This window comes from Rickettsia endosymbiont of Polydrusus tereticollis, assembly GCF_964026385.1.
Classification (GTDB): domain Bacteria; phylum Pseudomonadota; class Alphaproteobacteria; order Rickettsiales; family Rickettsiaceae; genus Rickettsia.
Genome location: NZ_OZ032142.1, coordinates 2,043,875 through 2,056,036, shown reverse-complemented (window position 1 = coordinate 2,056,036; position 12,162 = coordinate 2,043,875). Strand labels below are relative to the sequence as shown.

The following is a 12,162-nucleotide window of genomic DNA, read 5'->3' as shown; positions in this document are numbered from 1 at the left end:
TTGTCTCCTATATCTCATGCAATATCCGGGTTAGAAGAGTTGCTAGCAGTTCAGGAAAGCAAGAGTCCTAATATTATAGATAAAGTAGGTAATTGGTTTAAAGGGGTAGTAGAAGATATTAAGGATAGATTACACAGTAATGATAACTATTACCACTTAAGAGTGAAGTTAGAGCCACCTGCTAAAGTAGCAGAAATCCTAAGAAGCACTAGCACAAATCTTGCCACAAGCCATAAAGCCCAAGAAGAGCGAAAAAGCTCTTCTTATAACCTCAAGAATTGTAATAAACAAGATACAACAATAAGTGTTAAATTACAAGAGGATATTATGGCAAAGAATAAAATAGATTATAATGCTATTAATAAACAAGAAGCATTGGAATTGAAGCAAAGATTATCATTTAAAGCGGAAGAAATAGGTAGAAATTTGCTAGGTAGTCCAAATAAGCATTTATCAAATAGTCAAGTGTTACGCTGGGAGAAAGATGGCAAAATAGTGATGAGGATAGGCGGTAGTAAAGCTGGCAGATGGTATGATTTTAGTAAAGGAGAGGGAGGAGATTTATTTACCTTAGTACAAAGAGAAAAAAATTGTGATTTTATAGAAGCTAAGAAATATTTACAAGATATGGTTGGTATATCAAACAATAGCAAGTTATTAGAAGATAAGATAAAAGAGCAATTTGACCAAAAAGTTAAGAATCAAGATCAACAAGCGAAATATGCTGAAATATCTAAGATAAAGAGAGCTGAAGAATTATATGAAAAATCAGACTCTATAAAATATGTCATGCCAAATAATGTAGCAAAAAGATATTTATCAGAACATCGTGGAATTAAAGAAGTATTAACAAGATACCAACTAAGTAACGATCTTAGAACCAATATGATGTGGGATAATAATAGCAAACAATATTATCCTGCATTAATTGCTTTTGCTAGAAATAAAGATGGTAATATTACCGGTGGACTGAGGTGGTACTCTTTGTCTAGACAAATTTTTTAAATTTTAGAGGTGTAATTCTCCTGTATTAATGTATTGGTTTTTCAAAGTAAAGTTTGCATTTTCTATGTCATATAGCCTCTTGATAATTTTCTAGTTTTTCTGCAAAATGTATCATTTCAGGTGTCTTATATTCAAGCGATTGATGAGGTCTTTGCTGATTATAAAATTCTATATAATCTCTGATAGCTATCTTTGCTTCACGTACTGTTTCAAGATCAAAACGATAAATCTTCTCTTGTTTCAAAGATCGCCAAAAACGTTCAATAAATACATTATCTAAGGCTCTGCCTTTGCCGTCCATACTAATAGCTATGCCTTGTTGCTCAAGTATTTGAGTAAAATCTTTTGATGTAAATTGTACTCCTTGATCCGTATTAAAAATGTCAGGCTTGCCATGTATAGATATTGCTTCATTTAGAGCTTCAATACAAAAATCATTTTCTAAACTAATCGACACCCGCCAACTCAAAATATAACGACTATACCAATCCATTATAGCAACCAAATATACAAAACCTTGCTTTAATCTTATGTAAGTAATATCTGCACAGTAAACTTGATTGGAGCAAACCACCTCTATATTATTTAATAGATATGGGTATACTTTATGAGCCTGATTCCTACGGCTTAAATTAATCTTTGGGTATACTGCTTCAATACCAAGTATTTTATAATATTTTCTTATCATCTTACGACTAACATTTAACCCTTCGGATTTTAGGACATGAGACATTCTTCTAGTACCATAATAGGGATGCTCTGTAAAAATCTCATCAATTCTGTTCAGTACTCTATACTCCTTATCATCTAAGGTATTCCTAGCTCGGTAGTAGTAACTTGAGCGGTTTAAATCTAAAAGTTTGCATTGTCTTGCTATGGTTAAATTTGAAGCATAACTTATCATTTTTTTCCTAACCTCTAAATCCAAAGATACTAGATTTTTTTTTAAGCCAGTCTCTTTCAACTGTTAACTGGCCTATTTGCTCAAATAATGATTTAATTAAATCTTCTTGGCCGGTATCTTGTTGTTTAGATTTCGATTTAAATCCAGAAACCATAAAATCTAAAGCTTCTTTCTTCCATTTATAAATCTGATTAGCGTGAACACCATATTTGCTGGTAATTTGAGCTATAGTCATTTCTCCAGATATTGCTTCAATTGCTATTTTTGCTTTTTCTTCTGCACTATATTTTTTAACTTGTTTTTTCATTTTTTGCTCCTTTTCCTAGGAGATATTATACCTACTTTTCTCTATTTTCTTGTCTAGTTTTTGGGTACCATTATAGTAGCCATGACTAGACATATAGAAGAGGTAAAACTTTACTATAATAGGAAGGCTACCAGGAATATGGCCAGTTTAATATCGCAACTTAGCAAAATAGATAATAGGCTATCTAGCATTAATTTTAAAACTTTAGAAGAGTTGCTAGCAGTTCAGGAAAGCAAGAGTCCTAATATTATAGATAAAGTAGGTAATTGGTTTAAAGGGGTAGTAGAAGATATTAAGGATAGATTACACAGTAATGATAACTATTACCACTTAAGAGTGAAGTTAGAGCCACCTGCTAAAGTAGCAGAAATCCTAAGAAGCACTAGCACAAATCTTGCCACAAGCCATAAAGCCCAAGAAGAGCGAAAAAGCTCTTCTTATAACCTCAAGAATTGTAATAAACAAGATACAACAATAAGTGTTAAATTACAAGAGGATATTATGGCAAAGAATAAAATAGATTATAATGCTATTAATAAACAAGAAGCATTGGAATTGAAGCAAAGATTATCATTTAAAGCGGAAGAAATAGGTAGAAATTTGCTAGGTAGTCCAAATAAGCATTTATCAAATAGTCAAGTGTTATGCTGGGAGAAAGATGGCAAAATAGCCCGGATATTGCATGAGATATAGGAGACAAAATCCTCGTAAAGCTGTATAATACTGGTATTTCATTAGAATAATACAAAGGATTTTGTCATGACAAATTGTATAGCATATAGTTACCAGTTTTCCAAAGTAAAAAATCGGACAATAGAGATAAATTTCACTGGAGGTGATATTAGTAGCGATGGAGGTGTGTTGTTATTAAGAGAAGCAGATAAAAGGCTTGGTATAACAGAGGAGCTTGCTAAAATATTTCCTGATAGACGAGATGGTAGTAAAATTACCCATAATATGACAACAATGCTGAGGCAACGAATTTATGGTATTGCATTAGGTTATGAAGATTTAAATGACCACAATTATCTACGAAAATGTCCTGCTATGCAAACAGCTATGGAAACAATTGATGATATGGCAAGTAGTTCTACCTTATGTCGTATAGAAAACAATGCTGATAGACACTTTGCAATTAAAGTGCATGAACTAATGCTTGATAAATTTATTAAGTCTCATAAAATAGTACCAAAGCAGCTAATACTTGATTTTGATGCTACGGATGATGAAATTCATGGGCAACAGGAAGGTAAGTTTTATCATGGTTATTACGGTCATAATTGCTTTTTACCTTTGTATGTTTTTTGTGGAAAGCATCTGTTAGTTAGTTATCTTAGGACGTCAAAGCAGGATCAAGCAAAACATTCTTGGGCAATATTATCATTGTTAGTAAAACGTTTTCGCCAAGCTTGGCCAGAGGTAAAGATTATTTTTCGTGGTGATAGTGGATTTTGTCGTCATCAGATGTTTGATTGGTGTGATATTCATAATATAAAATATATTGTAGGAATGCCCCAAAATAACAGACTAAATGAGTTACTGAAACCTACAATGGAGAAGTCAAAAGCAGCATTTATTATAACCCAAGAAAAGCAACGTCTTTTTAGTGAGTTTCCATATAAGGCTGGTAGTTGGAGTCATGAACGTAGAATAATTGGTAAGGCAGAAATGACAATGCTTGGAGAAAATCCAAGGTATATAGTAACTAATTTATCAGATAAACCTGAAGATTTATACGACAAAGTTTACTGTGGTCGTGGTGATATGGAAAACCGTATAAAAGAGCAACAACTAGAATTATTTGCAGATCGTACTTCTTGTCATAGATGGTGGGCTAATCAGCTCAGAATGATTTTATCGGGTCTTGCATACACTTTAGTAGAATATATCAGAGGTAATTTATTACAAGGTAGTGCATTAGCAAAAGCACAAATAGGTACAATACGTTTAAAATTATTAAAAATTGGGGTAGTAATTATCCGTAATACTAGGCGTATTAAGTTTTTGTTATCTTCATCATATCCTTACCGACAGGTATGGAATCATGTGATGAAGAAATTAGCATTAGAATAACCTAGATTAGCACTGTTCCCGGTGCTTAGAAAAAATGGGGTAAGGGGCATTACATCTAAAATTTGAAAATAACGGCTTCAAAGCACTTTTTGGCAAAATTTTTACAAAAGTATCATTGCTAATATTATAAATTACTCAATTTCTTACTTTAAATCTCACTTCATGCAATATCCGGGATAGTGATGAGGATAGGCGGCAGTAAAGCTGGCAGATGGTATGATTTTAGTAAAGGAGAGGGAGGAGATTTATTTACCTTAGTACAAAGAGAAAAAAATTGTGATTTTGTAGAAGCTAAGAAATATTTACAAGATATGGTTGGTATATCAAACAATAGCAAGTTATTAGAAGATAAGATAAAAGAGCAATTTGACCAAAAAGTTAAGAATCAAGATCAACAAGCGAAATATGCTGAAATATCTAAGATAAAGAGAGCTGAAGAATTATATGAAAAATCAGATTCTATAATCTATATGACGCCAAATAATATAGCAAAAAAATATTTATTAGAACATCGTGGAATTAAAAAAATATTAACAGGATATCAATAATGATCTTAGAACCAATATGATGTGGGACAGTAATAGCAAACAATATTATCCTGCATTAATTGCTTTTGCTAGAAATAAAGATGGTAATATTACCGGTGGACAATCAATTTATTTAAACAAAGAAACAAATAATAAAGCTGATATTGAGGTTAATAAACGTTCTTTTGGCAGAATCAGAGGTTCTTTTGTTGAGATTAGTAAAAATAATGAACAGCAGAACATACCAAACAGTAAAGATGGCAACAATTCAGCAAGTAATGTAACGATTATAGCAGAGGGGCTCGAGACAACTTTAAGCATTGCAGAAGCTGGTATTAAGGGCAAAATGCTTTGTAGTTTAGGTGTAAGTAACATCAGGGAACTATGAGCCTATCAAAGGTGAGAGAATAATAATTGCTGCTGATAATGATGGCAAAGATGCAGTATCAGTTAATACTGTAATTAAGGCTCAGGAAGAATTAATTAGGCAAGGAGCGACGGTAGCAATAATACGACCACCAGAAAAAGGCGATTTTAATGATATGTTAAAATCCCAAGGAGCAGAATCTATAGACAAGCTTATAGAGCCTGAAATAATAAAATTAACAGCAGCTAGTAAGGCAACAGAACTTAAATCATCCTTAAAAGCAAATGATAATAGCAAATCACAAATTAAGTCTATAGAATTACTATTTTCAAAATTTGCAAATAACGATAATAACGGACTAAATAATTTGCAACAACAGCAAATAACAGCTCTAGCCAAGTTTGGCACAGCAGAAAATATCGATACTGCTTTACAAATCTACAGAGAAAAAGGTATAGATTCTTGTACTGCTTATAGTAACAAGATTTGCATAGCAGCAATAGAGCAGAAGATACAGAAAGATTTACAAATTATGCAGAATAAATTTGATCCTAATTATAATCTTGGTGATAAAAAATTTTCTGATATAGTAGTACATGATTTTCAAGGCAAAAGCCATCTCGTCCCTGAAGATTACTTAAATGCCATAGGAAGAGATAAACAAGTAATGCAATATATAAGTCCAAGCTCAGAAATAGCTAAAGAAATAAGAAGTGCAGTAAAGCAAGTATCTGAGATCAAGCTAAATCAAGGAATAAGAGTTTAGAGTGTAGTGTAATAATATTTTATCAAGTTAAAAAATATAAATATATGAGTGAACAAGGAAACCTGCTGGGTGATCCAGATAAAGGCACGAAGAAAGCTAAGCATGATAAGATATTTCGTAAGGCACTGGAGAATCCTCTAGTCGCCCATGAGTTCTTTAATGCACATTTGCCCCCAAATATTAAAAGTTTAATAGATTTTCCTAGTTTAGCAATGGAAAATACCACTTTTGTAGAAAGCTCTTTAAAAGATTCTATCTCTGATGTTTTATTCTCATGCAAATTTGATAAACAAGACGGATACTTATTTTTGCTTGTAGAACATCAATCAAAAGCAGATCATTTTATGGCTTTTAGGCTTTTTAAATATATGATTAATATTTGTGAGCGATATTTAATACAAAATCCTAAAGCTAAGACTTTACCATTAATATACCCGATGATATTTTACAATGGTCAGGAGAAATATAATGTTGCAAGGAATTTGTGGGATTTATTTGCCAATAACAAATTAGCAAGAGAATTATGGATTAGTGATTACCAGTTAGTGAATGTCCATGAAATACCAGATGAAGAGTTTAAACAAAGGATATGGTCGGGGATATTAGAATTTTTTCTCAAGCATATACATGAGAGGGAATTATTAAAAAGATGGCAAGAAATATCAGATATATTACCGGAATTAACCAAAATAACGATAGGTTATGATTATCTAGAAATGATATTATATTATACATTGACGAAGATAGAGCAAGATGATAAAATAAAGCTAAAGAATTTATTATCAACAAAGTTGAATCCAGAAATAGGAACAAGGCTTATGAGAAGTTTAGCAGAGCATTGGCAACAAGAAGGAAAAGAAATAGGTATTCTTGAAGGCTTACAAGTTGGTGAAGCTCAAGGTATCCAGATTGGTGAAGCTAAAGGTATCCAAATTGGTGAAGCTCAAGGTATCCAAATTGGAAAAGCTGAAGGAAAAGCTGAAGAAAGAGTTGAGATAGCAAAAAGAATGCTATCTCAAGGTTGCAATATTGCTTTAATTTCTAGTGTAACCGGTCTTGATGAAGCTTTTATTAGTTCTTTAGAGTAAACATATTTCTTGTAAAATTTACTCTGCTGTTTGAAAAATCATTTATAAAAATTCTGAAATAACAAAAAAGTTTTTTATACACAGCTTACCTCTAAAACTCGTAATACTAAATTAGCGATTTAAAGGGGCATTATAATAGGATTTTTCTTTATAAGGTCCCTTCCTATCAAACAATTGAAATCTTTTAAAAATGCCATTAAAATGGTTTCTATATTTTTGCATTGAAATCAAGTTTGTAAGTTCATTTGTAATTTAGTAATCGGGAAATTACCCGCAAGTTTTACATAACAGGTAAGATCTTCTAGATTCATAATTTCAGAAGGCATTACTAATAATTTTCTTTTCTCTAAATGATTCATATTAACTCCATCCCGCATAGAGTTAGCTCCGTATGAGAGACTTTCTTGAGTTTCAATAATTTCTTGCTCACCAAGCATTAAAGCTGATTTATGTGCTGTTTGTTGATCACTTACTCGAAAAATAAACTTGCTGCCAAATAGATCAAGCATTGAAGCTGCTCCTGCATGACCATATATTTCCTCTAATTGATGAATATTTTGCATACCTGCAACAACGCAGCCACCATTGATCTTGCTACAATAAAACGGACAAATTAAAGAGAGTCATGTAAAAATAAAAACATCAAAGTAGGGATTTTTGTGATGACTCAAAGAACATATGATAAAGAATTTAAGATTAATGCAGTAAAACTGTATTTAGCAAATAAAGGTAGTAAAAGCATCAATGATATTGCTAAGGATTTAGGGGTTTCCCGATCTGGTTTGGGATATTGGCTTAAGAATTACAAAGGCAAAGGAGAAGCTAGCTTTGTTGGTAGTGGCAATGTAGTGAATCAAGAAGTACGAGATTTAAAGAGGGAGTTACATCTTGTAAAACAAGAGCGAGATATCTTAAAAAAAGCAGTGGTCATCTTTTCAGCTCCCCCAAACAAAGGTACGAATTTATGAAGAATCATAGTTCTTATTTTTGTGTAGATCAGATGGCTAAGATTTTAGGGGTTAGTAGGAGTGGTTATTATGATTTTATTAATCGTATGCCAAGTAAAAGAGCTGAATATAATGAGGAATTGATAAGTAAGATTAAAACTATTTTTACTGAAAGTTATAAAACTTATGGAAGTCCAAGAATTCATGCAGAGTTAAAAGAACAAGGCTTTATTTGTTCACGTCCTCGAGTAGCAAGGCTAATGCAAGTAAATAGCATTCAAGCAAAAATGTACAGAAAGTTTAAAAAGACTACAAGGCAGTCTGATAAACCTTATCATAGGGGAGAAGATTTGGTTAAACAAAATGGCTCTAGCCCAAGTCCAAATAGTATTTGGGTAGCAGATATTAGTTATATTTCTGTAAATAATAAGTGGGCTTATTTAGCTATTATCCTTGATCTATTCTCACGGAAAGTAGTAGGTATGGCAATAGACGAAACAATGAGAACAGACTTGATAATTAAAGCTCTTAACTCTGCTGCATTACAACGTAAACCGCTCAAGGGGCTTATTCATCATTCTGATCTTGGAAGCCAATTTACTAGTTTTGACTTTTATAATGCAACCAAAAAACATGGAATTGTTTTAAGTCATGGAAAGACTGGGGTTTCCTATGATAATGCTGCTATGGAAAGCTTTTTCCACACTCTGAAAACTGGAGTCAATCATAAATTTTGTGTAAGTATCTAAAATTCATTTTCTAATAATTCATATTTAAAATCTCCGCAAAGTATCTCAAATTGATTTAAAGCAAGGGACCATTCTCTAATGGGCATGGTCCATTTCTTTGCAGCATTTTTTAGAGCCAGAAAGACGATTTTTGTATATGCAACGACAAAATTTATTGCCTGGGGATGACAGCTAACTTTGCCGGTGATAAAATAGGCATCTGAATACTTTTGGAGTTTACAGATGCCCGGTAGAAGAATAACAAATCAGCAATACGAGGTATATATGAAATTAAGAAAATCAGGTTTGAATCAAACAATTTGTTCAGCTAAAGCAGGTTTTTCACAACGTAGTGGTAGGAATTTAGAACGTAGGGAAGTGTTATCTTTATCGAAAGGGAAGAAAGTACGTAAGTACCGTAACGATCCATTAGAAGGAGTATGGGAAGGTGTATTAGTTCCTTTATTAGAACAACTACCATATTTAACATCTTGGACATTATTAGAATATCTTCAAGACGAATACCCAGGAAAATATCCGGACAGCATTTTAAGAACTGTTCAGCGACGCACTAGCAAGTGGAGAGCATTATATGGTCCGGAAAAGGAAGTTATCTTTCGCCAGCTTCATGTACCCGGTCGTCAAGGTTTATCGGATTTTACTGCTTTAAAAGGCATAGAGATTACTATTTGTGGTAAACCGTTTAAGCATCTATTGTATCATTTTCGGTTAGCTTATAGTAATTGGTCTTTTATGAAAGTGATTCAGGGCGGAGAAAGTTTTACCGCTCTTTCTCAATCGCTTCAGGATGCATTATGGAGTTTAGGAGGATGTCCTGAAGAACATAGGACTGACAGTTTGTCAGCTGCTTTCAAGAATTTATCGCAAGAGGAGTCAGATGATATAACATGTTCTTATAAAGAAGTATGTGCTCATTATGGCATGCATGCTACAAGAAACAATCGTGGGAAAGGACATGAGAATGGTAGCGTTGAGGCTGCACATGGTCATCTTAAGAGACGTTTAGAGCAAGCTCTTTTATTGCGTGGTTCTTATAATTTTGAATCTATAGATGACTATCAAAATTTTATAGACTCTGTTGTTCAACGACACAATAATCGTCATCAACCACAACTTTATATTGAACGATCTTATTTAAAAGGATTGCCGGCCCACAGAACTATAGATTTTAGCCAAACAACAGCTAGGGTGACAACTTCTAGCACTATTACAGTAAAAAAAGTTATGTATAGTGTACCTTCCAGATTAATAGGGTATCAATTAGGAATACATATTTATGATGATCGTTTGTCATGTTACTTGGGAGGTGATCTGTCAACAGTTTTCCGGACAGTTTTTTACGCACATTTTTGTATTTTTTCGTATTGTACTGGTGATAGATAATCGTTAGCAGAATGCATTCTTATACGATTATAAAATACCTCTATATATTCAAATATAGCATGTTTTGCTTCCTCCCTAGTTTTAAATTTATGTTGATAAATTAATTCTGTTTTTATAGTATGAAAAAAGCTTTCAGCAACAGCATTATCCCAGCAATTTCCTTTACGACTCATACTCTGTATAATACCATGTTGTTTTATAAGTTTTAAATGACTATCAGAACAATATTGGCTACCTCTATCAGTATGCCAAATAAGCTTTTTAGGTGGTTTACGTTGCCATATTGCCATTAGCAAAGCATTATTAACTAAATCAGCTTTCATATTACTATTCATTGACCAGCCTATTACTTTTCTAGAAAATAGATCAATAACTGTTGCTAAATATAACCATCCTTCTCCAGTTGGGATATAGGTGATATCACCAACCCAATAACAATTAACATTAGAAACTTTAAACTGTCTATCCAATAAATTAGGAGCAACTTGCTTATTATGCTTAGAATCAGTAGTTGCTTTAAATTTATACTTAGTTTTACATACTAAGCCAGCTTCATTCATTAGTCTTGTAATTCTCCTACGACTAACAATTATGCCTTGCCTCAACAAAGCCTTTTTAATGGGTCTAGATCCATAATTTCGTCTACCTTCCTGAAAAATAGCTCTAACCTTACAGGTTAATTCTCTATTTTCTTTATCCCTATTGCATCCAGGGTTATTTAACCACTCATAATAACCGCTACGTGATACCTTCATACATTTGCACATAATTGCAATTGAGAAATCATCTTGATGCTTCTTTATCCATGCATACCTTACAGGGACTCTTTTGCAAAGTACGCTGCAGCCTTTTTTAGTATATCACGCTCCTGTGTTACTATCACCAGCTCTTTCTTTAATCTTTTTAATTCATCATACAGATGTTCATCTGTTCTTGTTATTGATTCTTCAAATTGTTTAGAATATTTATCTATCCAACTATATAAAGTATTCTTACTGATACCTAATTCTTTTGCAGTCTGAATAACAGGTCGCTTCGATTCAGTTGCCAATTTAACTGCTGATTCTTTAAATTCACTAGAATACATTTTTGTTTTTGTCATACTGTATTTCCTTTCTGTTAATATTGTCTCATACTAACTGTCCGGAATACTATAGCCACATCACTGTAAGGTATGCATGGATAAAGAAGCATCAAGATGATTTCTCAATTGCAATTATGTGCAAATGTATGAAGGTATCACGTAGCGGTTATTATGAGTGGTTAAATAACCCTGGATGCAATAGGGATAAAGAAAATAGAGAATTAACCTGTAAGGTTAGAGCTATTTTTCAGGAAGGTAGACGAAATTATGGATCTAGACCCATTAAAAAGGCTTTGTTGAGGCAAGGCATAATTGTTAGTCGTAGGAGAATTACAAGACTAATGAATGAAGCTGGCTTAGTATGTAAAACTAAGTATAAATTTAAAGCAACTACTGATTCTAAGCATAATAAGCAAGTTGCTCCTAATTTATTGGATAGACAGTTTAAAGTTTCTAATGTTAATTGTTATTGGGTTGGTGATATCACCTATATCCCAACTGGAGAAGGATGGTTATATTTAGCAACAGTTATTGATCTATTTTCTAGAAAAGTAATAGGCTGGTCAATGAATAGTAATATGAAAGCTGATTTAGTTAATAATGCTTTGCTAATGGCAATATGGCAACGTAAACCACCTAAAAAGCTTATTTGGCATACTGATAGAGGTAGCCAATATTGTTCTGATAGTCATTTAAAACTTATAAAACAACATGGTATTATACAGAGTATGAGTCGTAAAGGAAATTGCTGGGATAATGCTGTTGCTGAAAGCTTTTTTCATACTATAAAAACAGAATTAATTTATCAACATAAATTTAAAACTAGGGAGGAAGCAAAACATGCTATATTTGAATATATAGAGGTATTTTATAATCGTATAAGAATGCATTCTGCTAACGATTATCTATCACCAGTACAATACGAAAAAATACAAAAATGTGCGTAAAAAACTGTCCGGAAA

At 32.7% G+C, this 12,162-nt stretch carries 8 protein-coding genes and 5 pseudogenes; 9 read left to right on the top strand and 4 right to left on the bottom strand.

Annotated elements, in window-relative coordinates:
* Positions 1-30: 30 nt before the first annotated feature.
* Positions 31-981 (top strand): annotated as a pseudogene (locus AAGD48_RS09990) (conjugal transfer protein TraA); the annotation flags it as partial.
* Positions 982-1,072: 91 nt separating this feature from the next.
* Here the strand turns inward: AAGD48_RS09990 and AAGD48_RS09985 are convergent.
* Positions 1,073-1,909 (bottom strand): IS3 family transposase, encoded by an 837-nt coding sequence (locus tag AAGD48_RS09985; RefSeq protein WP_341789327.1) that lies wholly within the window; start codon positions 1,907-1,909, stop codon positions 1,073-1,075.
* Between the two features lie 7 nt (positions 1,910-1,916).
* The gene (locus AAGD48_RS09980) at positions 1,917-2,216 is read right to left on the bottom strand and encodes a transposase (protein WP_045812944.1); all 300 of its coding nucleotides are present in this window, start codon (positions 2,214-2,216) and stop codon (positions 1,917-1,919) included.
* Between the two features lie 138 nt (positions 2,217-2,354).
* On the opposite strand from AAGD48_RS09980, the pseudogene AAGD48_RS09975 reads away from it, so the two are divergent.
* The 4 genes and pseudogenes from AAGD48_RS09975 to AAGD48_RS09960 all read left to right on the top strand — a co-directional run.
* Positions 2,355-2,888, top strand: a pseudogene (locus AAGD48_RS09975) (conjugal transfer protein TraA); the annotation flags it as partial.
* An 87-nt stretch (positions 2,889-2,975) separates the two neighbouring features.
* Positions 2,976-4,289 (top strand): IS1380 family transposase, encoded by a 1,314-nt coding sequence (locus AAGD48_RS09970; RefSeq protein WP_341789882.1) that lies wholly within the window; start codon positions 2,976-2,978, stop codon positions 4,287-4,289.
* Between the two features lie 176 nt (positions 4,290-4,465).
* Positions 4,466-5,949, top strand: a pseudogene (locus AAGD48_RS09965) (toprim domain-containing protein); the annotation flags it as partial.
* A gap of 44 nt (positions 5,950-5,993) precedes the next feature.
* Complete coding sequence (locus tag AAGD48_RS09960; protein WP_341789881.1) at positions 5,994-7,037, top strand: Rpn family recombination-promoting nuclease/putative transposase; 1,044 nt, start codon at positions 5,994-5,996, stop codon at positions 7,035-7,037.
* A gap of 227 nt (positions 7,038-7,264) precedes the next feature.
* Here the strand turns inward: AAGD48_RS09960 and AAGD48_RS09955 are convergent.
* Positions 7,265-7,633: pseudogene (locus AAGD48_RS09955) on the bottom strand (type IV secretion system DNA-binding domain-containing protein); the annotation flags it as partial.
* 66 nt (positions 7,634-7,699) lie between these two features.
* Here AAGD48_RS09955 and AAGD48_RS09950 point away from each other — a divergent pair.
* The 3 genes and pseudogenes from AAGD48_RS09950 to istA all read left to right on the top strand — a co-directional run bounded on the left by AAGD48_RS09950 (position 7,700) and on the right by istA (position 10,116).
* Complete coding sequence (locus AAGD48_RS09950) at positions 7,700-8,005, top strand: transposase (RefSeq protein ID WP_341789880.1); 306 nt, start codon at positions 7,700-7,702, stop codon at positions 8,003-8,005.
* Positions 7,954-8,733, top strand: a pseudogene (locus AAGD48_RS09945) (IS3 family transposase); the annotation flags it as partial. The gene AAGD48_RS09950 and the pseudogene AAGD48_RS09945, both read left to right, overlap by 52 nt.
* A 222-nt stretch (positions 8,734-8,955) precedes the next feature.
* The gene (gene istA / locus AAGD48_RS09940) at positions 8,956-10,116 is read left to right on the top strand and encodes an IS21 family transposase (protein WP_341789879.1); all 1,161 of its coding nucleotides are present in this window, start codon (positions 8,956-8,958) and stop codon (positions 10,114-10,116) included.
* Here istA and AAGD48_RS09935 read toward each other — a convergent pair.
* Positions 10,071-11,218, bottom strand: a protein-coding gene (locus tag AAGD48_RS09935) for an IS3 family transposase (protein ID WP_410526007.1) whose coding sequence is annotated in 2 segments (ribosomal slippage) — positions 10,071-10,972 and positions 10,972-11,218 — 1,149 coding nt in all. Because the reading frame shifts where the segments join, the coding sequence is not laid out codon by codon here. The genes istA and AAGD48_RS09935 overlap by 46 nt on opposite strands.
* Before the next feature lie 116 nt (positions 11,219-11,334).
* Here AAGD48_RS09935 and AAGD48_RS09930 point away from each other — a divergent pair.
* Positions 11,335-12,147: an IS3 family transposase gene (locus tag AAGD48_RS09930; RefSeq protein ID WP_341789878.1), complete on the top strand. Its 813-nt coding sequence runs from the start codon at positions 11,335-11,337 to the stop codon at positions 12,145-12,147.
* Positions 12,148-12,162 lie beyond the last annotated feature (15 nt).

Bases quoted from the DNA above. Each gene is read 5' to 3' on its own strand.
- AAGD48_RS09980 (WP_045812944.1), bottom strand. From the start codon at position 2,216: ATGAAAAAACAAGTTAAAAAATATAGTGCAGAAGAAAAAGCAAAAATA.
- AAGD48_RS09985 (WP_341789327.1), bottom strand. From the start codon at position 1,909: ATGATAAGTTATGCTTCAAATTTAACCATAGCAAGACAATGCAAACTT.
- AAGD48_RS09970 (WP_341789882.1), top strand. From the start codon at position 2,976: ATGACAAATTGTATAGCATATAGTTACCAGTTTTCCAAAGTAAAAAAT.
- AAGD48_RS09960 (WP_341789881.1), top strand. From the start codon at position 5,994: ATGAGTGAACAAGGAAACCTGCTGGGTGATCCAGATAAAGGCACGAAG.
- istA (WP_341789879.1), top strand. From the start codon at position 8,956: ATGCCCGGTAGAAGAATAACAAATCAGCAATACGAGGTATATATGAAA.
- AAGD48_RS09950 (WP_341789880.1), top strand. From the start codon at position 7,700: ATGACTCAAAGAACATATGATAAAGAATTTAAGATTAATGCAGTAAAA.
- AAGD48_RS09930 (WP_341789878.1), top strand. From the start codon at position 11,335: ATGTGCAAATGTATGAAGGTATCACGTAGCGGTTATTATGAGTGGTTA.